19 protein-coding genes are annotated in these 25,295 nt (G+C 64.0%); 13 read left to right on the top strand and 6 right to left on the bottom strand.

Annotated elements, in window-relative coordinates; genetic code table 11:
* Positions 1-203: 203 nt before the first annotated feature.
* Both JNB89_RS00445 and tkt read left to right on the top strand, forming a co-directional pair.
* Positions 204-749: a cupin domain-containing protein gene (locus JNB89_RS00445; protein WP_220360843.1), complete on the top strand. Its 546-nt coding sequence runs from the start codon at positions 204-206 to the stop codon at positions 747-749.
* A 305-nt stretch (positions 750-1,054) separates the two neighbouring features.
* The gene (gene tkt, locus JNB89_RS00440; RefSeq protein ID WP_220360842.1) at positions 1,055-3,139 is read left to right on the top strand and encodes a transketolase; all 2,085 of its coding nucleotides are present in this window, start codon (positions 1,055-1,057) and stop codon (positions 3,137-3,139) included.
* Positions 3,140-3,168: 29 nt separating this feature from the next.
* On the opposite strand, the gene JNB89_RS00435 is transcribed toward tkt, so the two are convergent.
* The 3 genes from JNB89_RS00435 to JNB89_RS00425 form a co-directional block, all read right to left on the bottom strand.
* A complete protein-coding gene (locus tag JNB89_RS00435) occupies positions 3,169-4,254 on the bottom strand; it encodes a hypothetical protein (protein ID WP_013341188.1) in 1,086 nt (361 codons plus the stop codon).
* 120 nt (positions 4,255-4,374) lie between these two features.
* Positions 4,375-5,451: a cell division protein ZapE gene (zapE, locus tag JNB89_RS00430; RefSeq protein ID WP_220360841.1), complete on the bottom strand. Its 1,077-nt coding sequence runs from the start codon at positions 5,449-5,451 to the stop codon at positions 4,375-4,377.
* 172 nt (positions 5,452-5,623) lie between these two features.
* Positions 5,624-6,526, bottom strand: coding sequence for a YihY/virulence factor BrkB family protein (locus tag JNB89_RS00425; RefSeq protein WP_013341186.1), 903 nt, complete (start codon positions 6,524-6,526; stop codon positions 5,624-5,626).
* 210 nt (positions 6,527-6,736) lie between these two features.
* On the opposite strand from JNB89_RS00425, the gene JNB89_RS00420 reads away from it, so the two are divergent.
* From JNB89_RS00420 to JNB89_RS00390, 7 genes are all read left to right on the top strand, one after another.
* Positions 6,737-7,915 carry a ligase-associated DNA damage response exonuclease gene (locus JNB89_RS00420; protein ID WP_220360840.1) on the top strand — a complete coding sequence of 393 codons (1,179 nt, stop codon included), beginning with the start codon at positions 6,737-6,739 and terminating at the stop codon, positions 7,913-7,915.
* Positions 7,912-9,597 carry an ATP-dependent DNA ligase gene (locus tag JNB89_RS00415; protein ID WP_220360839.1) on the top strand — a complete coding sequence of 562 codons (1,686 nt, stop codon included), beginning with the start codon at positions 7,912-7,914 and terminating at the stop codon, positions 9,595-9,597. The genes JNB89_RS00420 and JNB89_RS00415 overlap by 4 nt, the downstream gene beginning before the upstream one ends.
* A 114-nt stretch (positions 9,598-9,711) precedes the next feature.
* Positions 9,712-10,170, top strand: a complete 459-nt coding sequence (locus JNB89_RS00410; protein ID WP_013341183.1) for a response regulator — start codon at positions 9,712-9,714, stop codon at positions 10,168-10,170.
* Between the two features lie 299 nt (positions 10,171-10,469).
* A complete protein-coding gene (locus JNB89_RS00405) occupies positions 10,470-11,336 on the top strand; it encodes an SDR family oxidoreductase (RefSeq protein WP_220360838.1) in 867 nt (288 codons plus the stop codon).
* Between the two features lie 175 nt (positions 11,337-11,511).
* The gene (locus tag JNB89_RS00400; RefSeq protein ID WP_220360837.1) at positions 11,512-12,045 is read left to right on the top strand and encodes a (2Fe-2S)-binding protein; all 534 of its coding nucleotides are present in this window, start codon (positions 11,512-11,514) and stop codon (positions 12,043-12,045) included.
* Positions 12,042-13,046 (top strand): FAD binding domain-containing protein, encoded by a 1,005-nt coding sequence (locus JNB89_RS00395; RefSeq protein ID WP_220360836.1) that lies wholly within the window; start codon positions 12,042-12,044, stop codon positions 13,044-13,046. The genes JNB89_RS00400 and JNB89_RS00395 overlap by 4 nt, the downstream gene beginning before the upstream one ends.
* The gene (locus JNB89_RS00390; RefSeq protein ID WP_220360835.1) at positions 13,043-15,292 is read left to right on the top strand and encodes a xanthine dehydrogenase family protein molybdopterin-binding subunit; all 2,250 of its coding nucleotides are present in this window, start codon (positions 13,043-13,045) and stop codon (positions 15,290-15,292) included. Before JNB89_RS00395 ends, JNB89_RS00390 begins: the two co-directional genes overlap by 4 nt.
* 176 nt (positions 15,293-15,468) lie before the next feature.
* On the opposite strand, the gene JNB89_RS00385 is transcribed toward JNB89_RS00390, so the two are convergent.
* Positions 15,469-15,870, bottom strand: coding sequence for a PRC-barrel domain-containing protein (locus tag JNB89_RS00385; RefSeq protein ID WP_220360834.1), 402 nt, complete (start codon positions 15,868-15,870; stop codon positions 15,469-15,471).
* A gap of 192 nt (positions 15,871-16,062) precedes the next feature.
* Between JNB89_RS00385 and glgX the strand changes: the two genes are divergently transcribed.
* The 3 genes from glgX (at position 16,063) to JNB89_RS00370 (ending at position 20,735) form a co-directional block, all read left to right on the top strand.
* Positions 16,063-18,279 (top strand): glycogen debranching protein GlgX, encoded by a 2,217-nt coding sequence (glgX, locus tag JNB89_RS00380; protein ID WP_220360833.1) that lies wholly within the window; start codon positions 16,063-16,065, stop codon positions 18,277-18,279.
* 152 nt (positions 18,280-18,431) lie between these two features.
* Complete coding sequence (locus JNB89_RS00375; protein WP_013341176.1) at positions 18,432-18,611, top strand: DUF2934 domain-containing protein; 180 nt, start codon at positions 18,432-18,434, stop codon at positions 18,609-18,611.
* Positions 18,612-18,662: 51 nt separating this feature from the next.
* A complete protein-coding gene (locus JNB89_RS00370) occupies positions 18,663-20,735 on the top strand; it encodes an AI-2E family transporter (protein ID WP_220360832.1) in 2,073 nt (690 codons plus the stop codon).
* A gap of 98 nt (positions 20,736-20,833) precedes the next feature.
* Here JNB89_RS00370 and JNB89_RS00365 read toward each other — a convergent pair whose 3' ends face one another.
* Both JNB89_RS00365 and JNB89_RS00360 read right to left on the bottom strand, forming a co-directional pair.
* Positions 20,834-21,004: a hypothetical protein gene (locus JNB89_RS00365; RefSeq protein WP_220360831.1), complete on the bottom strand. Its 171-nt coding sequence runs from the start codon at positions 21,002-21,004 to the stop codon at positions 20,834-20,836.
* A 143-nt stretch (positions 21,005-21,147) separates the two neighbouring features.
* Positions 21,148-22,740, bottom strand: coding sequence for an FAD-dependent oxidoreductase (locus JNB89_RS00360; protein ID WP_220360830.1), 1,593 nt, complete (start codon positions 22,738-22,740; stop codon positions 21,148-21,150).
* A 287-nt stretch (positions 22,741-23,027) separates the two neighbouring features.
* On the opposite strand from JNB89_RS00360, the gene JNB89_RS00355 reads away from it, so the two are divergent.
* Positions 23,028-25,181, top strand: coding sequence for an ATP-binding protein (locus JNB89_RS00355; RefSeq protein ID WP_220361245.1), 2,154 nt, complete (start codon positions 23,028-23,030; stop codon positions 25,179-25,181).
* Positions 25,182-25,295 lie beyond the last annotated feature (114 nt).

Here is a 25,295-nt window from a genome sequence, read left to right as displayed (position 1 = left end):
TAAGCGCGGCCACCCAGCGCCGTCACAAGCGCAGCCACCCAGCGCAGCCACCCAGCGCGGCCAGACACGCAGCCACCCGGGCGCCCCAAGCGCAGCCAAAAGCGCAGCCCCAACCCGGGCAGGCGCGCTTTATGCGGCGGTGCAAGATCGCCGGTTGCCGTTTCGCGCATGCGGCACCCGCGCCCCACGCACAGGAGCCAGAGATGCAGGAAAAATCGACGCACGCATTCGATGCAATGCAGACCGAGTACGAAGCCTTCATGCTCGAACCGCACGATTGGGTACCGAATAATCGCAAGCTGCCGGTCGTGGTTTACCGGCAGGCTGTCGACCCCGCCATCGGCGACGTGGCCGCCGCATTCGAAGTGCTGTTCGCGCGCAATCAATGGCCGCCGCAATGGCGCGACGGCATTTTCGACTATCACCATTTCCACTCGACTGCGCACGAGGTGCTCGGCGTGAGCGAGGGTTCCGCGGAAGTGATCGTTGGCGGTCCAGGCGGCAAGGTGGTGAGCGTCTCTGTTGGGGACGTGCTGCTTTTGCCAGCCGGCACTGGCCATTGCCTACAGTCGTTCGAGGGCCGCTTTCGCGTGGTGGGGGGCTATCCGGCGGGTCAGCAGTGGGACATTCGTCGCGAAGCGCTCACGCCGCAGGAGCTCGCGGCCATGCAAGCCGTGCCGTTTCCGCGAATGGACCCCGTCGACGGCGAGCATGGCCCGCTGTGCGAGCACTGGTTGAACGCGGCCTGATAGCGCCTGCTGTCGCTCGCCTGTCGCTCGCCTGTCGCTCGCCTGTCGCTCGCCTGTCGCTCGCCTTCGCCTTCCGGTTACTCCGTGTGCGTTGGCGCACAGAAGAGCAGTTCGCTCGCCTCCTACACAATGTCACGCTGCGTGCAGAGTTGCGCGCATCGGCGCATTATCGTGAAGGCTTGTCGGGTTGTTCATCTGTTGTGTCCCGCGAACACCGTTTGACTACCGTTGAATACCGTTTTGAACACAGCCTTCGCCGCAGCGCGCGGGGGCAATGTGGCTGACGGCCGAACAAGGAGTGTCTCATGCAAAACGATCCCGCCCTCGATCAGTTGTGCATCAATACCATCCGCACCCTGTCGATGGACGCTGTTCAGAAGGCCAATTCCGGCCACCCAGGCACGCCGATGGCGCTCGCGCCGGTTGCCTACCATCTGTGGCAGAACCATCTGCGCTACGACCCCGAAGAGCCGTTGTGGCCCAATCGCGACCGCTTCGTGCTGTCGGTCGGGCACGCGTCGATGCTGCTGTATTCGCTGCTGCATCTCGCGAACGTGAAGGCTGTCGACGAAGACGGCAAGCCCACCGGCCAGCCCGCGGTGTCGCTCGCGGATATCGAGCGCTTCCGGCAGATAGACAGCAAGACGCCTGGCCACCCGGAGTACCGGATGACGACGGGTGTCGAAACCACCACGGGCCCGCTCGGCCAGGGCCTCGGCAACAGTGTCGGCATGGCAATGGCGGCGCGCTGGTACGAGAGCCGCTTCAACAAGCCGGATGCGCCGCTCTTCGACTATCGCGTCTATGCGCTTTGTGGCGACGGCGACATGATGGAAGGCATTTCGCACGAAGCCGCGTCGCTTGCGGGGCATCTGAAGCTCTCGAACCTCATCTGGATCTACGACAGCAATCGCGTGACGATCGAAGGGCACACCGATCTCGCCTATAGCGACGACGTGGAGAGCCGTTTTCGCGGCTACCGCTGGCACACGCTGCATGTGGACGACGCAAACGACGCGGCCGCGCTCGAAGCCGCCCTCGTCGAGGCAAAGAGCGTGACGGACCGGCCGACGCTGATCGTGGTCAACAGCGTTATTGGCTGGGGTGCGCCGAACAAGCAGGACACCGCCGCAGCACACGGCGAAGCGCTCGGTGTGGAGGAAGTGGCGCTCACCAAGAAGTTCTACGGCTGGCCCGAGGACAAATTTTTCTACGTGCCCGACGGCGTGCACGAGCGCTTTGCCGCCGGCATCGGCGCGCGCGGCAAGGCGGCACGCGAGGAATGGCAGGCCAGGTACGACGCCTATAGCAAGCAGTATCCGGAACTCTCGCGCGAATTCGCACTGATCGAAGCGCATGACTTGCCGGTGGGCTGGGACAACGACATTCCCACTTTCGACGCGGACCCGAAAGGCATGGCCTCGCGCGACTCGTCGGGCAAGGTGCTGAACGCGATTGCCGCGCGCGTGCCCTGGATAATCGGCGGCGCGGCCGATCTCGCGCCGTCCACGAAAACGAACCTGAAATTCGAGGGCGCGGGCAGCTTCGAATATGACAACTACGGTGGCCGCAATCTGCACTTCGGCATTCGCGAACACGGCATGGGCGCGGTGGTCAACGGTCTCGCGTTGTCGAACCTGCGGCCCTACGGCTCCACGTTCCTGATTTTCAGTGACTACATGAAGCCGCCGATTCGTCTGTCGGCAATCATGGAGGTCGAGGCGGTCTACGTGTTCACGCACGATTCGATCGGTGTCGGCGAAGACGGGCCGACGCACCAGCCGATCGAGCAGCTCGCGTCGCTGCGCGGTGTGCCCGGGCTCACGGTGCTGCGTCCCGGCGATGCGAACGAAGTGGCGCAGGCATGGCGCGTCGCGCTTGCGCAAAAGCGGCGTCCGGCGTGCATTGTCGTGTCGCGGCAGCCGCTGCCTACTTTGGACCGCAGCCGCTATGCGTCCGCCGAGGGCGTGAAGAAGGGCGCCTATGTGCTCGCGGATGCACCCGACGGACAGAAGCCGCAGGTCATTCTGCTCGCCACCGGCAGTGAGCTTTCTATCTGCGTCGACGTGTACGAGAAGCTAAAGGCCGAGGGCATTGCGGCGCGCGTGGTGTCCATGCCGTCATGGGATCTGTTCGAGCGGCAGGACGAAGCGTATCGCGACAGCGTGTTGCCGCCCGACATCGACGCGCGCGTGGCCGTCGAGCAGGCCGCGTCGCTCGGCTGGGACCGCTACGTCGGCAGGCAAGGTGCGCAGGTGGTGATGCACACGTTTGGCGCTTCCGCGCCGCTTGCGGATCTGAAGAAAAAGTTCGGCTTCACGCCCGAGCACGTGTATGAAGCGGCCAAACAGCAGATTGCGCGTGTGCAGGCAAAGGGCGCCGGCCAGTAAGGCGACCCGTGCCGCATTGATCGCATCGTTCAGTTCGCCGGGATCGTCACGACAGGTGCCTTGTTGCTCGTGTCGGCCTCGGCGAGCGCCATCAGGTTCTGCACGACCGTGAATGCGTATTTCGAGTCGAAGTCGTTGCGCTCCACCCAGTAAGCCGACGCACCATACGGGATCGTCACGTACGCATTGTCGGGCGCTGTCTTGCCGGAGTGCACGATGATGGTCGGCCTCGTCTCGCCGCCGATCAGGCCGACGGTCGGCTTTGTCGAGCCGTCGCTGATGCGCTCGGTCGGCACCTGCACCTGCGCGCCCAGATCGGTCAGGATGCCGAGCACGGAGCGCGTGACCATCGGTATCTTGTCGGCCTTGTGCCACGCGGACGAAGGCCCGTACACGATTTCGTAGCTGCGCGTATTCGATGAGAGATGCAGCAGCTTGCGCACGCGCGCGACATCGGCGCTGATTTGTGGCGAGTCGCCGCTGGTGGTGGCGCCCATGACGAGGAACACGCTCATCTGGTCGTTCTTCTCGCCCACCTTGCGCGACTCCACGTTCAGCTCGCCCGCGAGTTGCAAGCGCCGCAGGGCGCGCAGCAATTCGAAAAAGCCCGGCGCGCCGGCACTGTTTTCTCCGCCGAGCGCATTGCCGTTCTGCAAGCCGCCTACGGATTGCGCGGTAATGCGCAACAGCAGGTCGATCGGAATGCCGCCCTCGGCGAGCGGCAGCACGAGTGCGGGCGCGAGCGGCCGGATGTAGGCGGAGGCGAACGCTTCGCCGGTAGTCGGCGTGAACGTGAAGGTAGGGTGGTTCGAATACGACACGCTGCCCGTGGCAAGCGCATAGTTGGGCTGGCTGCCAGAGCCTGCGTTGGCGGTCGCGCCGCCGCTTGCATCGAAGGTATAGGCCGCGATGATGCTGCTGACGGTCAGAAAGGCGGGCGCGTCGCCATAGCGCAGGCCGACCACGGCTGCGAGGATCTCGCGCTTTTTCGCGTCGCCCAGTGCGCGAGCGTAATCGACCTGATCGGCTTTCAGGCGCGAAGGTCCGATATGCACGCAGGCAGAAGAAAGACAAGCCGCGCAAAGCGCGGCCGCGAGCGAAGCAGTTCTGATCATCGTGAGAGGGGCGGGTGCTAATCCGCTGAAGATTGACTCGTCTGCACGGCGGTAGCACGGTGCATTCCTGCTTCAGCGGCGAGTGCACACCCGACGCCTGATCTTGCGCCTGGACTCGCGTTAGCTCTCACTCCTGCTGGGCATCGGCTGTGCGAGCGCATCGTCGAGTGTATTGCGGTACGCGCGCGATTCCATTTCCGCGAGGCGGCTCAGCGTCCTCGACAGATCGTGTGCACCTTCGAGACCGCGCAATGCAGCGTGAATCGGCTGGTCCGACGCAATGAAGAGCGCACGCTTGCGATCGTAGAGAATATCGACGAGCCACACGAGCCGCTGCAGCGTATGCGATCGGGTCAGCCACCCGGTATGCACGTTATCGACAATGAAGCCGTGCCAGCGCTCGGCCAGGTCCAGGTAGTCCAGGTGCGAGCGGCTCTCCACGCACAGCGTTTCGAAGTCGGCCCACAGCATGGCGGCACCCACCGCGCGCGCAATCAGCGGACGGCCCGCGGCGCTGACCTTGGTCGCTTCCAGTGCGCCGCTGCTCTCATGGCGCAGGAAGACGTCACGCAGGGCATTGCCGGTGGCTGCGTCGAGCGGCGAGAAAAAGCGCGGCGAAGGATGCGCCTCGCCGCCGAAACGATAGTCGCGCGCGCCGTCGAAATGAATCACGCAAAAGTGCTGCTTGATCTGCTCGATGGTGGGCACGAAACGCTCATGAAACTCGGGGTCGGAAAGCAGGCTGTCCGGCGCATAGTTGGATGTGAGCATGATGCGCGTGCCGAGCTTGATAGCCGTGTCGAGAAAACGGCCCATCAGAAAAGCATCGGCAATGTCGTGCACGTGGAATTCGTCGAAGCACAACAGCTCGATACCGTCGAGCCATTGTTTGGACACCGAGCCGAGCCGGTCGTCGCCGCGCGGCTCGTTCACGAGGCGCTGGTTCATCTCGCGCAGAAACTCGTGAAAGTGCAGCCGCCGCTTGCGGCCTTCCACGAGGTCGAACACGGTGTCGACCACGAGGCTCTTGCCGCGCCCCGGCAATCCGTGGCAATAAACTCCCTGATAGCGCGAGTCTCTGCCGCCGCGAGGCGTAACGAACAGTGCGACGAGCGCCGCGATTGCAGCGCGTTGCCTGGCATCGGGAACGAGACCACGCTCGGCGAGTTTGCCTGCGACCAGCGCTTCGTCAAGCATACGCTGCGGCCCTCTGCAAACAGTGGGAGACGTGAGTGCGCTGAACGATGCTCATTGTGCGGTCCTGTGGCGTGCCGCAGGGGCACGATGCGCGCCATGTTACCGCAGCCGGTTGCAACCGCGGGATCCGCTGCGCTCGGCGCCTGCGGGCCGCGCGCGCTGCTCGCAGGGCTCAGCCGGTCTTGATGGGCTGCTTCGGCGCGCCTTGCGGCTCGAGCCCGAAGCGCTCGTATTGCGCGATTACCTGCGCACCGAACAGCAGCAATGTCGCAAGCCATTCCAGGCTGAACAGAATGACGATTGCCATGGTGAGCGACCCGTAAACCACGCTGACTTGCGAAAGCGTGGCGAAGTACCACACGAGCACGTGCCGCGTGATCTCCCACAACACGGCGGCCACAATGCCGCCAAATAGCGCGTGCCTGATCGATGGCCGCCCGACCGGCATCACCATATAGATCGACGTCAAGACGAAAATCTCGCCGGCCAGACCGAGCAGGTACAGCAGCACGCGCGAAGGGCCTTGCAGCGAAACGTATGTACCGAAGAAATCGAAGCCTTCTGCGCCTACCGCCTCGAGTCCGCTCGACACGACGGTAACAATCAGCGCGCCGACGCCGAGAAACAGAATGTAGCAATATGGCAGCAGCGCAGAAAGCAGGAAATGGCGCCGCCTGATGGCCACGCGATGAACGAAGATCAACGACATCGCGTTTTCCAGCACCGTGAAGGCGAGCGAACTGAAGAACAGCATCGTGACGAACAGCACCCAACCGATCACCGCGCGATGGGCGAGAAAATTGGCCAATTCCTGCACGAGCGCGCGCGACTGGCCAGGCACGAGCCACTGCAACAGGTGCCCCAGGGCGGGCAGCAAAAGGTGCTGCGGCACGACGCGCGACAGTGCGATGACGATCAGTATCATCAGCGGCACGATGGAGAGCAGCGCGTAATAGGCCACCGCGCCGGCGAGCAGCAGCCCCTGGTTCGCGCGGAAAGCCTTCAGCGTTTCAAGCGTGAAGCGGCCGGGATGTTGTGCGACGTAAAGCGTGCGCCGATCGATGATGAAGGGCATGGGTCCTCGCCACGCGCGCGTCTCGGGCCGCCGACGGGCGGCGCATACGGACGCGCTTTGTATGCGGGTAAGCAAGAATGCCGCCATGCCCTAAGGGGCCTTGTTCATACTGTTCGCGAAGGGGGCGGTCGTGACCTCTCGCGTATTGCTCGCCGCCAGTGCAGGCAGTGCAGGCACCGCCGGGAATAGGCTTTGCTTCTGTTGTGCAACATGGCATTCGAACCAGCATCGACTATCGCGGCGGACCATGCCGGCCCCGGGGACCTCGTCATTGCACGGCCCGAGGGTTTGTATTGTCCGCCGGGCGATTTCTATATCGATCCGTGGCAGCCTGTTGAGCGCGCCGTGATTACGCATGCCCATTCGGATCACGCGCGCTTCGGCCATCGGCACTATCTCGGCTCGCGCGCGGGGGCGAACGTGCTGCTCTCGCGCCTGCCTGACATCTCGCTGCAAACGCTTGCATACGGCGAGCGGCTCGACATCAACGGCGTGACCGTATCGCTGCATCCGGCGGGACATGTACTGGGTTCCGCGCAATTGCGCATCGAGCATCGTGGCCGCGTGTGGGTCGCTTCCGGCGACTACAAGCTGGACCCCGATCCCACGTGCGATGCATTCGAGCCCGTGCGTTGCGACACGTTTATCACCGAATCCACTTTCGGTTTGCCGATCTACCGGTGGGACCCGCCGCAAAGCGTGTTCGACGGCGTGGATTCATGGTGGCGTCACAACGCCGCCCAAGGTCGCGCGTCGGTGCTGTTCTGCTATTCGTTCGGCAAGGCGCAGCGGGTTCTCGCGAGCGTCGACGCGGCCATCGGGCCGATCTTCTGTCATGGCGCTGTGGAGCCCCTGAATCGCGCGTATCGCGAGGCCGGCGTGCGGTTGCCGCCGATACGGCTCGTCAGCGAAATTGCGCCGAAAGACAAGGCCGTGTTCAAAGAGGCGCTGATCGTCGCGCCGCCCTCGGCGCAGGGCAGCGCGTGGCTCAGACGCTTTGGCGACTATAGCGACGCATTCGCGTCGGGCTGGATGCGCTTGCGCGGCGCGCGCCGCAGACGCGGCGTCGACCGCGGCTTCGTGCTTTCCGATCATGCGGATTGGCCCGCGCTGCAAACGGCGATTCACGCGAGCGGCGCAGAGCGGGTGATCGTCACGCATGGCTCTGTCGAGCCGATGGTGCGCTGGCTGCGCGAGCAGGGCCTCGAGGCCGGCGCTTTCGCGACGCAATATGGCGACGACACTGTCGAAGCCGATGCGCTGGGCGGCGCGGAAACCGTTGCACAAGAGCCCGCTGGACAAGACGCCGTTGCACAAGACAGCCTTGCGCCTGAGCCCAGCAACGAAGGCTCCGCTGCCGAGCTGGGCGACACCGCGAGCCGTTCATGAAGCGCTTCGCTGCTCTCTACACCGCGCTCGACGCGACCACCTCCACGCATGACAAACTGGAGGCGCTGACCAGCTATTTCTCCATTGCCGAGCCTGAAGACGCAGCATGGGCGTCGTACTTTCTGGCGGGCGGCAAGCCGCGGCAATCGGTGCCTACACGCCTGCTCACGGAGTTCGCGCGGGAACGCGCGGGCTTGCCCGCGTGGCTTTTCGAGGAGTCGTATCACGCAGTGGGCGATCTTGCGGAGACTATTGCGCATATTCTGCCGCCCGCACAACGTAGCTCCGAGCTCGGACTGACACAGTGGATCGAGCAGCGCGTGCTGCCCTTGCGGGGTCTCGCGCCCGAAGAGCTGCGCACGCGTCTTTTCAGCTATTGGGACGAACTCGACTGGAGCGGTCGCTTTCTGCTCACCAAGCTGATTGGCGGCGGCTTTCGCGTGGGCGTCGCGCGGCAACTGGTGGTGCGCGCGCTGGCCGAGGTAGCCGGCATCGACCACAAGCGCATTGCGCAGCGCATGGTCGGATGGACCGATTCCCGGCAAAAGCCGGACGCCGCGCGCTATTTGCGGCTCATTGCGCCCGAGGCGACCGATGTTGCGGGAGACGACGCGCAGCACGCGATAGAGCGGCACGACAGCGATCTGGGCCTGCCGTATCCATTTTTTCTCGCGCATCCGTTGCAGACCGAACCGGGCACGCTGGGCGATCCGTCACGCTGGCTGATCGAATGGAAGTGGGATGGCATTCGCGCGCAACTCGTCAAGCGTGCGGGACGCGTGTGGTTGTGGTCGCGCGGCGAGGACCTGATTACCGATCGCTTTCCGGAAGTCGCCGCGCTCGGCGAGGCGTTGCCGGACGGGTTCGTGATCGACGGTGAAATTCTCGCGTGGGAGCCGGGCGCCGCCGCGCCGTTGCCGTTCGCGCGTCTGCAACCGCGCATCGCGCGCAAGACGCTGACCAAAAAGGTTCTCACTGATTCGCCGGCCGCATTGCTTGCCTACGATCTGCTGGAAGCACATGGCGAGGACTTGCGCATGGCGCCGCTCATTGAGCGGCGCGCGCGTCTGGACTCGCTTGCCGTGTCGCTCGAGAACCCGCTCGCGCGCGATCTGCTGCGCGTTTCCCCGCTTGTTTGCGGTGCCGACTGGCAGGCACTTGCCGCGCTGCGTGAAGAGAGCCGCGCGCGCGGCGTCGAAGGGTTGATGCTGAAAGAGCGCGAGTCGCTGTACGGCGTGGGCCGCACGAAAGCTTCCGGCACATGGTGGAAATGGAAGATCGATCCTTATGCGGTAGACGCAGTACTGGTTTATGCACAACGCGGACACGGCCGCCGCGCAAGCCTGTACACCGATTTCACGTTCGCAGTGTGGGACGAAGCCAACGGAGTCCGAACGCTAGTACCCTTCGCGAAAGCCTATTCGGGTCTTACCGATGAGGAAATGCGCCAGGTTGACGCAATCGTGCGCAAGACTACGATCGAGAAGTTCGGACCGGTGCGCAGTGTCACGCCGACACTCGTGTTCGAAATCGGCTTCGAGGGCATTCAGGCGAGCCCGCGCCACAAGTCGGGCGTGGCCGTGCGCTTTCCGCGCATGCTGCGCTGGCGCACGGACAAGCATATCGACGACGCCGACACGCTCGCGATGCTGAAGGGTTTCATCGACGATCGGGCGGCTTGAACCTCGCTGCCACTCAGAATGCATGTAATCAACCACGCGGTGCAGCGCGGGAGCGAATCTTGCGGCCGTGTGCCGGATGCCGCGACGCGGCAAGCAGCGACCAGGGAGGCAAGGGTGACGCTCGATAACCGACTCGACGACAGCGAAGACGTGGTTGTATGGCGGCCTATCCAGTATGCGATGGCTTCACATCGCCGCGTGCTGGTGGTGGACGACTATCGCGAGGCGGCGGACGCGCTGCAGATGCTGTTGAACGCGGACGGATTCGAATGCCGCGCACTTGAAAATCCGCACGAGGTATGCGACATGGCGTGCGCGTGGCAGCCGTTTGCCGTGGTGCTGGACATCAAGATGCCGGGACTCGACGGTTTCGAGCTTGCGCGGCGCTTGCGTGCGCATCCGGCCACGGCGCACATGTTGCTCGTCGCATGCACCGCCTTTGCGTCGCGTGACGACCGCGCTCGCGCGCGCGCAGTCGGTTTCGACGCGCATTGCGCAAAGCCGCTCACGCCGGAGCGGCTGCTGCGCGTGCTCGAATCGGCTGCGGCTCTGCACGCGGCAGGGCCGCCGTAAAGCCTGCGCGAGCTTTGAAAAAACTGCGATTGGCGGGTTGCCGCACGGTGTTGGGTGGTGGGCGTTCCGCGTTGTACGTTCCATGCACGCACCCGGCTGTCTCCTGAATCGCCGTTGAGCCACCCACAAGCTCACCTCTCTTCATGCTTCATTTCCGGGCTTTTTGCGTCGACACGCACTGTGGGCGTCACGCATGCACCGCCATCTCGCACGCCACGCTGGCCCGCCGGTTGCTGATTCGGCAATGATGCCGTGCGCTTTGCACGCCGCACATGTTAATCAGCATTCTGGAGGATCGTATGAGCGACACAGAACGTCCTACACCGCCGTTCGAAGGGCAACAGCAGGATCAGACGCCGGGCCGCACAGCGCCCATGCAACCGCAGCCCGATCACGGCGAGAAGTCATATAAGGGCTCGGGCCGGCTTGCAGGCAAGGCGGCGATCATCACGGGAGGCGACAGCGGAATTGGCCGCGCAGTGGCCATTGCGTTCGCGCGCGAAGGCGCGGACGTGCTGATCGCCTACCTGAACGAAGACGACGATGCGCGCGAAACCGCGCGCTGGGTCGAAAAAGCAGGCCGCAAGGCGGTGCTGATGCCGGGCGACATTACGGACCGCGCGCATTGCAACGCGATTGTCGACAAAGCGGTGCAGGAATTCGGCCGGCTCGATGTGGTCGTGAACAACGCTGCGTATCAGATGACCTACCCGTCTCTCGACGCGATCACCGACGAAGAGTGGGACAAGACCTTCGATACCAATATCGGCGCGATGTTCAGGATTACGCGCGCGGCCGTCAAGCACATGAAGCCGGGCGGCGCGATTGTAAACACTACCTCGATCAACGCGGACCATCCGAATCCGGGCTTGCTCGCCTACGCGACCACCAAGGGCGCGATCCAGAATTTCACCGGCGGGCTTGCGCAACTGCTGGCCGAGAAGGGCATTCGCGTGAATTGCGTGGCGCCTGGGCCGATCTGGACACCGCTCATTCCGTCGACCATGCCGCCGGAAAAAGTCGAAAAATTCGGCCAGCAGGTGCCGATGAAACGGCCGGGCCAACCCGCCGAACTCGCACCGGCTTACGTCATGCTCGCCTCCGACGAAGCCAGTTATATCTCTGGCGCGACTATCGCCGTGACGGGCGGCTCGCCGATTATTTAGGCATATTGATCAATCCGCGGGCGGCGCTGTCTGCGCACTCGGGCGGGCGGGGGCTTTTCGTCACACCGCCCGTTCGTATCGAGACCTGTATTCCTGCCGGGCACAGCGATTGCGCACGTGAGTAGTTCGTTCTTAGCGCTCCCTGTGCGTGACCCATCGTCAGGAGAAACCCCCCATGAATACAACCACTGCGGAAATGCCGCTGGACGTCGTGCCAGACGACGTGCAGCGCGTACCAGTGAGCTTCGAGATCAACGGTAAGCGGCATGAATTCCAGTTGCAAGCCTGGACGTCGCTGCTCGATCTGCTGCGTGAACACTGCCATCTGACCGGCACCAAGAAAGGCTGCGATCACGGCCAATGCGGCGCGTGCACCGCGATTGTGAACGGTCAGCGCATCAACACCTGCCTCGCGCTCGCGGTCGTGTACGACGGAGCCTCGATTACGACAATCGAAGGACTGGCGAACGGCGAAGCGTTACACCCTGTGCAACAGGCGTTTATCGATCACGATGCCTTTCAATGCGGTTACTGCACGCCGGGTCAGATCTGCTCGGCCGTCGCGATGCTGCAGGAGGGCCACGCGAAAACCGCCGACGAGGTGCGCGAACTGATGAGCGGCAACCTGTGCCGCTGCGGCGCTTATACCAACATCGTCGCTGCGATTCTGGATGCAGCCGACAAGACCGATGCAGGAGCGCGGCCATGAACCGTTTCTCCTACGCACGCGCGAGCGAAGTGCGTCAAGCCATCCAGCAGCACCGCGAGAATGGCGCCGCTGCGTTTATCGCGGGCGGCACGAATCTGGTCGACTTATGGCGCGAGGACGTCGTGCATCCGCAGTTCGTGGTCGACATCAACCGCCTGCCGCTCAAGCAGATCGAACCGACCACCGGTGGCGGACTGAAAATCGGCGCGCTCGTGACCAACAGCGCAGCTGCTTACGACGCCACGGTGAACGCGCGCTACCCGTTGCTCGCAAAGGCGATTCTGGCGGGCGCGTCGCCGCAGATCCGCAACGTGGCGAGTGTCGGCGGCAATCTGTTGCAACGCACGCGCTGCCTCTATTTCTACGATGTCGGCACGCGCTGCAACAAGCGCGAGCCAGGCACCGGCTGCCCGGCAATGGAAGGCGTGAACCGCATGCACGCGATTCTGGGCGCAAGCGAACACTGTATCGCCGTGCATCCCTCGGATATGTGCGTGGCGCTCGCCGCGCTCGACGCCACGGTGCACGTGTCCGGTCCCGAGGGCTCGCGCGTGCTGCCGTTCGCGGACTTTCACCGCTTGCCTGGCGACACGCCCCATATCGACACGAACCTGGGCGACGACGAGCTGATCACCGCGGTGGAGCTGCCAAAGCAGGGCTTCGCGGCACATCACGCTTACGTGAAAGTGCGCGACAGGGCGTCGTATGCGTTCGCGCTGGTCTCGGTGGCGCTCGGCCTCGAACTGGACGGCGACACGATTGTCGACGCGCACTGCGCGCTCGGCGGCGTCGCGCACAAGCCGTGGCGCGATGGGAATGCGGAAGCGTCGCTGCGCGGCAAGCCGCTGAATGCGGACACGGTGCGCAGTTTCGCCACCGACTTGCTGCGCGACGCGCGCGGCCGCCGCGGCAATGCGTTCAAGATCGAGCTGACGGCGCGCGCTATCGAGCGCGCTTTCGCGCTGGCAGCGCAACGTTCACTGGAGGAACCGGCGCCATGAACCGTATCGAGACTTTGCCTGCACTGCGCGCGAGCGGCGTGCCGCACAAACGCGTGGACGGCAGGCTGAAAGTGACCGGCGCCGCGCAGTATGCGGCCGACTTCACGGCCAACCGACTCACGTATGGCTTCGTCGTGTCGAGCACGATTGCGGCGGGAAGAATCGTGTCGATCGATTCGTCGGCTGCACTGGCGTTGCCCGGCGTGCTGCATGTGATGACGTACCAGAACCGCCCGGAGTTGCCTCGCGAGGACAAGCCGTACAAGGACATGGTGGCGCCCGGCGGAAGCCCGCTCAGGCCGCTCTGGGACGACCGCGTGTGGTACAGCGGCCAGCCGGTGGCGCTGGTGCTCGCAGAGTCGCTGGAGCTCGCGCGCCATGCGGCTTCGCTGGTGGACGTGCGCTATGAATCCGCCCCGCATCAGACCGATATGGGCGAGGTGCTGATGAATGCCGAGCCGCCGTCCACTGAAAAGGGCGGCTTCGATCCGCCGCCCGCGCCGCGCGGCGATGCCGACACCGCATTGGCAAGCGCCGTGGCGCGCGTCGATGCGTTCTACAGCACGCCTGCCGAATATCACAACCCGATGGAAATGCATGGCTGCACGGTGGTGCCGGACGAGAATGGCCACCTGACCGTGTATGAAAAGACTCAGGGCGTGATGAACACCAAGTCGTATCTGACGGCCGTGTTCGGACTGAAGGACGACGAGTTGCAGGTGGTGTCGCCGTTTGTCGGCGGGGCGTTCGGTTCGGGTCTGCGGCCGCAGTATCATCTCGCGCTCGCGGTCATGGCGGCGCTCGAGCTGAAGCGGCCCGTGCGGCTCACGCTCACGCGCCAACAGATGTTCACGTTCGCGCATCGGCCGCAATCCATTCAGCGCGTCGCGCTTGGCGCCGCGGCCGACGGCCGCTTGCAGGCGGTGATTCACGAAGCAGTGTCCGAGACCTCGCAGTACGAGGACTATTGCGATGTGGTAGTGAACTGGGCGGGCCAGCTTTATCAATGCGATAACGTGACGCTCGGCTACAAGGTCGCGAGGCTCGACGTGCCCACGCCCGCCGACATGCGCGCGCCGGGCGCGGCGCAAGGACTGTTTCCGCTCGAAGTTGCAATGGACGAACTGGCCGAAGCGTTGCAGATGGACCCGCTCGAATTGCGCCTCATCAACTACGCGGAGCGCGACGCGAACAAGAACCTGCCGTTTTCCAGCAAGGCGCTGCGCGACTGCTATCGCGAAGGCGCCGCGCGATTCGGCTGGGACCAGCGGCCTCTCGCGCCGCGCGCACGGCGCGAGGGCAACGAGTTGATCGGTTGGGGCATGGCGACCGGTGCGTGGGACGCGATGCAAAACGAAGCATCGGCGCGCGCCGTGCTCACGCGCGACGCACGGGTGACGGTTTCCAGCTCGACCGCCGACATCGGCACCGGCACTTACACCGCGATGACGCAGATCGCGGCGGATGCGCTCGGCGTGCCGCTTCACGACGTCGTGTTCGAACTCGGCGATACGCGCTTGCCGAAGGCGCCGTTAGAAGGCGGCTCGTGGACGGTGTCCTCGGTGGGCAGTGCGGTCGATGCGGCATGCAGGCGCCTGCACAACCGGCTTGTCGAATTGGCGCGGCAGTATGGCGGCGCGCGTTTCGCGGCTGCCGCACGCGAGGACATACGGCGCATGGGCAAGCGGCTCGTATGCGGCTCAGGCGCCGACGACGCAATCGACATCGACACGCTGCTCGCGCGCGCCGGCCTCGAGACGCTCGAGGAACAGGCGAGCGTCAAGCCGCATGAAAAGCAGCAGGCTTACTCGATGGGCACGCATTCGGCGATCTTTGCCGAAGTACGCGTGGACGAAGCGCTCGGCACCGTGCGGGTGACGCGCGTGGTGAGCGCGGTCGCCGCCGGGCACATCGTCAATCCGAAGACCGCGGCAAACCAGGTGGCGGGCGGCGTGGTGTGGGGCATCAGCATGGCGCTGCACGAGGAGGGGCAGTTCGACCACGACATCGGCCGTCAGATGAATCACAACCTCGCCGAGTATCATCTACCGGTCAACGCGGATATTCACGAGATCGACGTGCTGTTCGTCGAGGAGCATGACGATATCGTCAATCCGCTCGGTGTGAAGGGGGTGGGCGAAATCGGCGTGGTAGGCGTGGCCGCGGCCGTGTGCAACGCGATCTGGCACGCGACGGGCAAGCGCGTGCGCGAACTGCCGATTACGCTGGACAAGCTGTTTGCGTGAGCCAGGGCTGTAGCGCGGCCGACTGTTGCAAGGCCGCGCTACAGCTTAGTGGGTTCCTGCCGACATGGGGCGTCGGCTGTTGCCTGAGGGCGGCAGGGCTTGCCGGCGTGTGCGTGTCCGTCATGCACGCCACCCACAGACTTGCAGGGGCTGCGGGCCCCAGCGCGCTATTTTCTTCAATCTGCGTACTTGAATTCCGGCAGCGCTTCGAGCGACTTTTTGGTTGCCTCCGGTAAAACCACTCGGCGATTGGTGATCTGCAGGTCGTTAAAAGGCACCGCGACGAGATGCTTGCCCATGCCGAGGAATCCGCCCACCGACAGAATCGCGTAGGTGCTGCGATCGCCGCCGGGGGACACGATCAGATCGTCGACGGTGCCGATGGTGTCCTTGTTCTTGTTGAAAACGTCTGCTCCCGTGAGCTTGGACGCGCGGTAACCGCTCGCCAGCTGCACGACGTCGGTGCGTCTTTCGGTGATGGATTGCGGCGCGCCTTGCGCGTGGACATTCAGTGTGCACGCTAACGTGCCGGCAAAGAGCGCTGCTGCGAGCAGCGTGCAAGATTGCAGGTTCCGCATGATGGTTTCTCCTTGTTATGTGGCGCCGCTGGTGCGGCGAGTCTGCTTTCAAGGGCGTCGCTGCAAATTTCATACCCCGGCACGCCAGGCGGCGTCATCGCCGGGCCCGCGGATTGCTACAGGAGCGAGCCAGTTTATTCATATTGCCTACACTGAACGCGCGCCAGCGCCCCCGCTTCCACAGGAACCTCTATGTCAACTCCCGCCAGTAACTTGACGCGCATCGCGGAAGGCACTCCGTTTCCACTCGGCGCGACGTGGAACGGAACCGGCGTGAACTTCGCACTCTTCTCGGCGCACGCGACCAAAGTCGAACTGTGTCTGTTCGACGAGACCGGGCAGAATGAAATCGAGCGCATCGAACTGCCCGAATATACCGACGAGGTGTGGCACGTGTTCGTGCCGAATCTGAAGCCCGGTGCGATCTACGGCTACCGCGTGCATGGTCCCTATGAGCCGGAGAAAGGCCACCGCTTTAATCCGAACAAACTGCTGCTCGATCCGTACGCGAAGGCGCATATCGGCGAACTGAAGTGGGCGCCCGAAATTTTCGGCTATACGCTCGACTCCGAAGAGGGCGACCTGTCGTTTGACGAGCGCGACAGCGCGCCATTCGTGCCGAAATGCAAGGTGGTGGACGCCACCTTTTCGTGGACGCATCCCGAGCGCAATCCGCTGCCGTGGGACCGCGTGATTTTCTACGAGACGCATGTGCGCGGCTTCACGAAGCGTCATCCGCAGGTGCCTGAGAATCTGCGCGGCACCTTCGCGGGAATGGGGCAAAAGGCGGTGATCGAGTACATCCGCAGTCTGGGCGTCACCTCGGTCGAACTCATGCCGATTCAGACCTTCGTCAACGACAGCTATCTGCTGGAGAAAGGTCTCACGAACTACTGGGGCTACAACACCATCGGCTTTTTCGCGGCCGACCCGCGTTTCTTTGCTTCGTCGACGGAATCAGTCGGCGAGTTCAAGGGAATGGTGGATGCCTTTCACAACGCGGGTCTGGAAGTGATTCTCGACGTGGTGTACAACCACACCGCGGAGGGCAACGAACGCGGCCCGACGCTCTCGTTCAAGGGCATCGACAATGCGTCGTACTATCGCCTCATGCCTGACGAGCCGCGCTATTACATCAACGACACGGGCACCGGCAACACGCTCAATCTCTCGCATCCGCGCGTGCTGCAGATGGTGACTGACAGCCTGCGTTACTGGGTAACGGAAATGAAGGTGGACGGTTTCCGCTTCGATCTCGCGACTATTCTCGGTCGCGAGCCGCACGGATTCGACGAAGGCGGCGGCTTTCTCGACAGTTGCCGGCAAGACCCGGTTCTCTCGAGCGTGCGGTTGGTCGCGGAGCCGTGGGATTGCGGTCCGGGCGGCTATCAGGTGGGCGGCTTTCCGCCTGGCTGGGCCGAATGGAACGACCGCTTTCGCGACACCGTGCGCGCGTACTGGAAGGGCGACGAAGGCATGGTCCCCGATCTCGCCACACGCATGACAGGCTCGGGCGACAAGTTCAATCGTCGCGGCCGGCGCCCGTGGGCGAGCGTGAACTTCATTGCGGCGCACGACGGCTTCACGCTGAACGATCTGGTTTCGTACAACGACAAGCATAACGAAGCGAACGGCGAGGACAACAACGACGGTCACTCGGACAACCGCTCGTGGAATATGGGTGTCGAAGGTCCCACCGACGACCCCGAAATACGTCAGCAGCGCGAGCGGCAAAAGCGCAATCTGCTCGCCACGTTGCTGCTCTCGCAGGGCACGCCGATGCTGCTCGCGGGCGACGAATTCGGCCGCACGCAGAAGGGCAACAACAACGCGTATTGCCAGGACAACGAGATCAGCTGGGTGGACTGGGAAGGCATCGACGAGGACGGCCAGGCGCTCACCGAGTTCGTCAGGAAACTGACGACGCTCAGGCACCGTTTGCCGGTGCTGCGCCGCAGCCGCTTTCTCACGGGCGAGTACAACGAAGCGCTCGACGTAACCGACGCGCGCTGGCTCGCCCCGGACGGCACCGACCTCACGCCCGAGCAATGGGCGGACCCTGCGATGCGCTGCTTCGGCCTTGTGATCGACGGCCGCGCGCAGGCGAGCGGCATTCGCCGTCCCGCGTCGGACGCGACGCTGCTGCTGGTGTTGAACGCGCATCACGACGTCGTGAATTTCCAGTTGCCCGACGTGCCGGAGGGCGAGCGCTGGACCTGCCTGCTCGATACCAACATGCCGGTGCGTGCAGAGTTGCCGCAGTTCAGCGCGGGCGACGAGTATCAGGTCACGGCGCGCTCACTGCTGCTGTTCGCCCTGGAGGCGCCGAGCCGGGCGACGCAGCGCGTGTTCGACAAGCTCGAGGAGCAGCTCACCTCGGACGAAACCGAAGCCCCGCCTGCCGCCTGAGCGGGAATATCACTTGCTCCCATGACGATAGCCACGCGCATTCATCACGATGATGCGCGGGGCTTCGCCATGCCGGCATTCGCGAGACCCCATTCGTGAGACCCGATGCGTGAGACCCCATTCATGAGACCCATTTACCCGTAGGTGATCATATGGAACAGGACGAGACCTCTCAGGAAGACCAGATCCGCACGCGTGCATACTACCTGTGGGAACACGCGCCCGAACCCAAGGGCACGCCTGACGAGTACTGGGAACAGGCGCGCAGCGAGATCGAGAAGGAAGCGCCGCCAGTAGAAAACGGGCCGATTGCAGAAGAGCCCAAAAAATAACGATATGACAGGGAGCATCACAATAACGGGCCACGTGCTGCACGTAGCGCCATGAAGGACATTCCCGAAGCGCCGCGCGGCAGGCCCGCGACGCGCATCGACGCGCCGCCTGCCGCGTTCGGTCTCGACGCGCTGATAGCGCTCGCCGTCGGCGCCGGACTGGTCGCGTGCCTGTATTTTGCGCGGGCCGTGCTGATCCCGATGACGCTCGCGATTCTGCTGAGCTTTCTGGTCGCGCCGCTCGTCAAATGGTTGGGGCGCCTGAAGCTCGGCCACGTTGCGTCGGTGTTCGCGGCCGTGGTGATCTCCGTTTCTGTGATCGGCGTACTCGGTGCGGTGATCGCGATGCAGTTGACGGAGCTCGCCGCGGGCATGCCGCGTTATCAGGCGACGATCGAGCGCAAGATGGAGGCCGCGCACACGCTGACCGTCGGCAAGCTGGACCGCTTTGCAAAAGCGGCTGGCCAGGCGCTGCAACGTGCGACGGTCGAGCCGTCGCAACCAGCGCCGCGGCGCGATGCATCTTCCGCCGACGGTCGCGCGCCCGCAGCCGTGCCGGTCGAAGTGCGCGAGCCCGTGCCGACTCCGCTGGAAGTCGCGCGCCGCGTGTTGTCGCCGGCTATCAGTCCGCTCGAGACGGCGTTCATCGTGTTCGTCGTGATGGTGGTAATCCTGTTGCAACGCGACGACCTGCGCGACCGCGCGATTCGTCTGTTCGGCTCGCGCGACCTGCACCGCACGACCATGGTGATGGACGAAGCGGCGCGGCGCCTGAGCCGCTACTTCGTTTCGCAGCTGGGCCTGAACGCGGCGCTTGGCGTAGCCATAGGCGCGGGGCTCTTTTTTATCGGCGTGCCCAGTCCGATTCTGTGGGGCATACTCGCGGCCCTGCTGCGGCTCGTGCCATACGTCGGCATCTGGATAGCGGGCGGGCTCGCCACCGCGCTGGCCGCCGCAGTGAGCCCCGGTTGGGACATGGCGGTATGGTGCATTGCGCTTTTCGTGACCGTCGAACTGCTGGTGGGGCAGGTGGTGGAGCCGCTGCTATATGGACGCAGCACCGGACTGTCGCCGTTCTCGGTGGTCGTTGCGGCGATTTTCTGGAGCTGGATCTGGGGGCCGATTGGCCTCATTCTTTCTACGCCGTTGACCCTGTGTCTGCTCGTGCTTGGCCGGCATATCCGGCGGCTCGAATTTCTCGACGTGATGCTCGGCGATCAGCCCGCGCTCACGCCGGTCGAAAACTTCTATCAGCGCGCACTCGCGGGCGACCCCGATGAAGCCATTGCACAAGCCGAGGCGCTGCTGCGCGAACGTTCATTATCGGCTTACTACGACGAGGTGACGATCAAGGGCCTGCAACTGGCCGCCAACGACGTGGTGCGCGGCAGCGTTACGACGGCGCAGCTTGCGCGCATCGAGTCCACCACCAACGATCTCGTCGACGGCCTCGATAGTTATCCCGACGAGCCGCCGCCGCGCGCCGCGGCCGCACAGCCGGATGCGGAGTTGGGGCCCGTCGCGCCGTCGCGCGACGCACTGCCTGCATCCATGCCGGCACACAGGCTGTTCGCGAATCATGCGGCGCGCGGCGATGCCGAAGAACTGCCGGACAATGTCAGTGATGCCGTCGCTGAACGCGAACCCCAGCGGATCGCCGAGCGCGGCGCGCAGAATTCGCCCGCCGCTCCGCGCGCAACCAGTCAGCGCGTGTTGTGCATTCCAGGCCGCGGGCCGCTTGATCCTCTCGCCACCACGATCATGCTGCAATTGCTTGGCAAACATGGCTTCACGGCGCGCGGGCTGCCGCATGAAGCGGCGTCGCGTGCGTCGATCGACCAGCTGGATGCCGACGACGTCGGTATCGTTTGCGTGGTTTACCTGCAGATAGACGGCATTCCTTCGCATTTGCGCTACATGGTCCGGCGCATTCGCGCGCGGCTGCCGAACGTGTCGATCATCGTCGGACTATGGTCGGCCGAAGATCTGGAAAAGTGGAGCGTCGACCTGCAAAACGCAATGGGCGCTGACGCCTATGTGACTTCATTGCAGGAAATGCTGGCCGTCTGCCACTCGCGCGGCGACAGCACGAGCGACGCGCCAGTCGCGGTAGCCAGCGCATAACGAACGACGCGCTCGCGAGCTGCAATCAGGACGCAAATAAAGAAACGCCCGGCGCTTGCGCGTCCGGGCGTCTTTTTGCCGACACCGACAGGCGGAGCCTATTTACCGGTGGCTTCGTCTTCCGAAGACGTGTCTTCGTCGTCGGTCACGATCTTGGTCGTGCCGCCCGTCGAGGGCGGATCGCTCGCCGGAAAAGTGTCTTCGACTTCCTTGTCGATCTGCTTTTCCGTCTTATCGGCGTTCGGATGTTGTTCCTTGGTTTCTGGCATGGCGCTTCTCCTTTAGCTAACAAACATGATGCGCAAATTCACTCGCGATTCGCGCGGCCTTCGTTCTGTGCTTTTTGCTGTGCTTTTTACATGAGCATGTAGAGTTGAACGGTCAGCAGGCATCGTGCGGAACGCGGCTTTGCTCAAGCTGTACCGCACGAGTCGCGCCCGACAATGCGCAGTGCCTGTTCACGCGTGAGCTCGCTCTCGCGCATCGCCTCGATCAGTTGCGCGGTTTGTGTGTCGCGGTTACAGGCAAGCACGGCGGCAACCTTGTCGTTCTTTACATACAGCGCGGCAAAATCGTGACGTTCGAGTTCGCCGTCGACGACAAGCTCGTCCCATTCGCTCGCATGGCCGAGGTACTCGAAGTTCTTGCCGAAGTGATAGGTCCAGAAAAACGGCACACCGTCATAGCGGTTGCGCGCGCCGCACATGTTCTGAGCCGCGATGCGCGCATGCTGCTGCGCAACGCGCCAGTGTTCGATGCGCAGCGGCTCCTCGTTCTCATACAGCGGAAAAACGGCGATATCTCCAGCGGCGTAAAGACCAGGGGCGGCCTGCATGCCCGCGTTCACGATCACGCCGCCATCGTGTTGCAGCGGCAGTCCTTCGACGAAACCGGTGGCAGGTGCAACACCCGTGCCGAGCAGCACCACGTCGGCGGCAATATGTTCGCCGCTTTCGAGCATCACTTCATGCACGTTGCCTTCTTCACCTTCGAGCGAGGCTACCTTGGCCTGAAGATGAAACTGCACGCCGTGGCGTTCGTGCAGCTCGCGAAACATCGCGCCCACGCGCTCGCCGAACTGCTTTGCGAACGGCTCCTTGTCCGGCGAAATAACCGCGACCTGCGCGCCGCGCTTGCGCAGCGCCGCAGCAGTTTCGAGCCCGATGAAACTGCTGCCGAGAATCGCCACCCGTGTGGACGCCGTGTCGCGCGTCAACCCGTCGGTATCGCTGTTGGCGAGCGCCTCGACGAGTGCGGCGGCGTCGTCCAGATGACGCAGCACGTGCACGCCGGCGAGTTCACAGCCCGAGATTCGCGGCACGGTGGGCGTACTGCCGGTGGCCAGCAACGCGGTATCGTAAGTGAGCTCGCCGCCGCTTTCGAGGTGGATCGTGCGGGCGGGCACGTCAAGACGCGCCACCTTCGCGACCAACCGCTCCACGCCGTGCTGCTCGTACCAGTCGGTCGGCAGCAGCGGCGCAACGTCGCCAGGAGGCATCTCGTTGGAAGGAACAAACTTGCTGAGTGACGTGCGGTCGTAGGGCGCGTGAGGTTCGTCGCCAATCAAGGTCACGCGGCCGGTAAAGCCATATTCGCGCAACGCCGCGCACGCGGCGGCGCCCGCCGCCCCTGCGCCGATCACCACGAAATGCGGCTCCTGGGTGCGTGCCAGTTCTGTTTCGCCGGGCAGCTTTTGTGGCGTGACCAGCACGTTGTCGCCGTCGACTATCACTGCATACCTTTCGAGCGGCACGAGCGGCGGCGGCTCCAGCACTTTGCCGGTGGCGGCGTCGAACGTGCCTTTATGCCACGGGCAAACAATTCTGCCGCGACAGAGTGCGCCTTCCTCCAGTGGTCCGCCCGCATGCGGACAGTCGGCCGAATAGGCTCGCACCGTGTCGCCGTCGCGGACCAGCAGAATCTTCTCGTCATCCACGACGACGCGCTGCGCCCGGTCTTCGCGCAACTGCGAAAACTGGGCGACGTGTCGGGCAGTGATGGGCATGCGTGTCTCGGGATCGTCGGCAAGAAGGAAGCAGGATCGGGCAGGCGTAAGCAGGGTCAGCGGGCGGCAATGCACGCCTGCAAAGTTGCACCGCGTTTTCTTGCGGGCGAGCAATTGCTGTGCCCGATGCCTCAGTCGCGCCAACATTCAAGTCGCTCCGCACAGCGCTATGTGCATGGCGGAAAAGTGCGGTAGATTCCAGCTAAGGGAATTAGCGCACGACCACCCGGGGCACGATACGTGCGGGTAATTCTCCTACTTGTATGACCTTTGAGTGGAGCGTGGCCGTGCAGCGTGCGGAGCGAGTCGCAGTCGATTTTCCTATGCCTTCGCGCAATTTCACGGCGACGCGGCGGGTGCTTCTTGTCGTGCTGGCAGTTTCGATTCTGTTTCCGCTCGCCTGTCTCGCCGGCTACGGCTATTTCGATTACCAGCGCCGTATCGCCGATTCGAATGACATGATCGACCGGCTCGTGCGCGTGGCGGAAGAGCAGGCCGTCAAGGTGCTGGACCTGAATCAGCAAATGGCTTCACGCATCGTCGAGTTGATCGGCACCGAAGACGACGCCCAGATTCGCGCCCGCGAGCGTCAACTGAACCAGCAGTTGCGCGAGATCGGCGGAGACTTTCCACAAGTGGCGTCCATCTATCTGATCGGTGCGCACGGCGACCTGCTGGTATCCACTCGCGCCTATCCCGCTCCGCCCGTGTCGGTCAGTCAACGCGAAGACTTCGTCGCTGCGCGCGCCATGCGCCCGCACTTTTACTTTTCGCTGCCGATGCATGGCGCGCTGTCGCAGACCAACGTGTTCAGCACCGCGATAGGACGTATCGGCGCGGAGGGTGCGTTCCTCGGCGTGGTGTCGGTTGCGTTGCGCACCGAGTACTTTTCACGCTTTTACCGCGAGTTGACCAATGGAGACCCGTCGCTCGCGCTGGCCCTGTACCGCCAGGACGGCAATCTGCTGGTCCGCTATCCACCGTGGCCCGGAGGCGCGAAGCCGCCGGCCTCGGACGCATTTGCCGCCGCATTGCGCGACAAGCAGTTGTCCGGGCATGTGCGCGTGAAGTCGCCGGTGGACGGCGTGGAGCGGCTCGTCACGTTCCGGCGGGTCGGCGACTACCCGCTCTATGTGACGAGCGCTTATGCAAGAGCTTCGATTGTCGACGCGTGGCGTCAGCACTTCCTCGTGATTGCCGCGCTGACGGCGGTGCCCTGCATCGCCATCTGGATTCTGGTGATTTACTCGCTGCGCCAACTGGAAGCCGAGCGCGTCGCATGGGAACGCTGGCAGGGCGAGGTCGCGATGCGGCTCTCCGCGGAGGCGTCGAGCCGGCAATTGCAGCGCATGGGCGCGCTCGGCAATCTGGTGGCGAACGTGGCGCACGACTTCAACAATCTGTTGATGGTGGTATCCGCCAATATCGACTTGGCGCGCCTGAAGCGCTACAACAATCTGGAAAAGGAAATGAACGCGGTGCAGCGCGCCACCGCGACGGCCGAATCGCTGACGCGGCGGCTCCTGAGCGTCGCGAAGAAACAGCCGCTCAAACAGGAGCCGATCGACCTGAAGAAGTGGATGCCGGGCGCGGCGCCGCTCCTCGAGGCGGCGCTCGGCGATCATATCGAACTGGCGTTCAACATTGTCGACGATGTCTGGCAGGTGCTGGCCGATCCGACCGACCTGGAACTCGCGATCATGAACCTGGCGGTGAATGCCCGCGATGCGATGCCGCGCGGCGGACGCTTCGTGATCCGATGCCAGAACAACCGGCTGGTCGGCAGCGACACGCTGCTGCCCGACGGCGAGTATGTGCTGATCGCCTGTTCCGACGATGGCGAAGGCATGCCGGAGTCGGTCGCGCGGCGCGCGTTCGAACCGCTTTTCACCACCAAGCTGAGCGGCTCCGGCGCGGGCCTGGGTCTCGCACAGGTGCTGTCGATGTGCGAGCAGGCCGGCGGCACCGCGAAGATCGACAGCGTGCAGGGCAGCGGCACGACGGTGCGCCTGTATCTGCCGCGCCATCGCGAACGCCGCCCGACGAACGACGTGCCGCAACAGGCGGTAGAACAGCCGGCGCTGCGGCACGCCGGCCTGGTGCTGCTCGTGGAAGACAACGAAGATGTCGCGGCAGGCGTCGCGGCGGTGCTCGAAACGTTTGGTTGCGAAGTGCGGCACGAGCCGACCGCCGACCAGGCGTTCGACGTGCTCACCGGCGGCGAGCGTTTCGAACTCGTGCTGTCGGACATTCAGATGCCGGGCAAGCTCAACGGCATCGACCTCGCAGAGAAAGTGCGCAATGCCTGGCCTTCGCAGAAAATCGCGCTGATGACGGGCTATGCCGACGAACTGGAACGCGCACGCCGTTTGGGCGTGGCCATCCTCGCCAAGCCGTTCAACATCGAGGAACTGCACGCGCTGGTCGCTTGCGAATCCTGAACGATGCGGCATGCCGCCGCGCGGCACATCCCTTGCTGAACTCCTGACGAGGCATGCGCATGCTTGCCGGCGTGCGCAATCGGCTTCCATTGCGCTTTCATTCCGACAGGAGAA

The organism is Paraburkholderia phenoliruptrix (assembly GCF_019511605.1).
Lineage (GTDB): Bacteria > Pseudomonadota > Gammaproteobacteria > Burkholderiales > Burkholderiaceae > Paraburkholderia > Paraburkholderia phenoliruptrix_A.
The sequence above is the reverse complement of the archived record's forward strand: the minus strand, read 5'-3'. Positions and strand labels throughout refer to the sequence as shown.

What these genes read in the sequence shown, in the direction of transcription:
- JNB89_RS00435 (WP_013341188.1), bottom strand. Translation starts at nt 4,254, where the DNA reads ATGATCAGAACTGCTTCGCTCGCGGCCGCGCTTTGCGCGGCTTGTCTT.
- JNB89_RS00400 (WP_220360837.1), top strand. Translation starts at nt 11,512, where the DNA reads ATGAATACAACCACTGCGGAAATGCCGCTGGACGTCGTGCCAGACGAC.
- JNB89_RS00405 (WP_220360838.1), top strand. Translation starts at nt 10,470, where the DNA reads ATGAGCGACACAGAACGTCCTACACCGCCGTTCGAAGGGCAACAGCAG.
- JNB89_RS00415 (WP_220360839.1), top strand. Translation starts at nt 7,912, where the DNA reads ATGAAGCGCTTCGCTGCTCTCTACACCGCGCTCGACGCGACCACCTCC.
- JNB89_RS00420 (WP_220360840.1), top strand. Translation starts at nt 6,737, where the DNA reads ATGGCATTCGAACCAGCATCGACTATCGCGGCGGACCATGCCGGCCCC.
- JNB89_RS00390 (WP_220360835.1), top strand. Translation starts at nt 13,043, where the DNA reads ATGAACCGTATCGAGACTTTGCCTGCACTGCGCGCGAGCGGCGTGCCG.
- JNB89_RS00370 (WP_220360832.1), top strand. Translation starts at nt 18,663, where the DNA reads ATGAAGGACATTCCCGAAGCGCCGCGCGGCAGGCCCGCGACGCGCATC.
- JNB89_RS00385 (WP_220360834.1), bottom strand. Translation starts at nt 15,870, where the DNA reads ATGCGGAACCTGCAATCTTGCACGCTGCTCGCAGCAGCGCTCTTTGCC.
- JNB89_RS00360 (WP_220360830.1), bottom strand. Translation starts at nt 22,740, where the DNA reads ATGCCCATCACTGCCCGACACGTCGCCCAGTTTTCGCAGTTGCGCGAA.
- JNB89_RS00375 (WP_013341176.1), top strand. Translation starts at nt 18,432, where the DNA reads ATGGAACAGGACGAGACCTCTCAGGAAGACCAGATCCGCACGCGTGCA.
- tkt (WP_220360842.1), top strand. Translation starts at nt 1,055, where the DNA reads ATGCAAAACGATCCCGCCCTCGATCAGTTGTGCATCAATACCATCCGC.
- JNB89_RS00425 (WP_013341186.1), bottom strand. Translation starts at nt 6,526, where the DNA reads ATGCCCTTCATCATCGATCGGCGCACGCTTTACGTCGCACAACATCCC.
- JNB89_RS00395 (WP_220360836.1), top strand. Translation starts at nt 12,042, where the DNA reads ATGAACCGTTTCTCCTACGCACGCGCGAGCGAAGTGCGTCAAGCCATC.
- JNB89_RS00445 (WP_220360843.1), top strand. Translation starts at nt 204, where the DNA reads ATGCAGGAAAAATCGACGCACGCATTCGATGCAATGCAGACCGAGTAC.
- JNB89_RS00365 (WP_220360831.1), bottom strand. Translation starts at nt 21,004, where the DNA reads ATGCCAGAAACCAAGGAACAACATCCGAACGCCGATAAGACGGAAAAG.
- glgX (WP_220360833.1), top strand. Translation starts at nt 16,063, where the DNA reads ATGTCAACTCCCGCCAGTAACTTGACGCGCATCGCGGAAGGCACTCCG.
- zapE (WP_220360841.1), bottom strand. Translation starts at nt 5,451, where the DNA reads ATGCTTGACGAAGCGCTGGTCGCAGGCAAACTCGCCGAGCGTGGTCTC.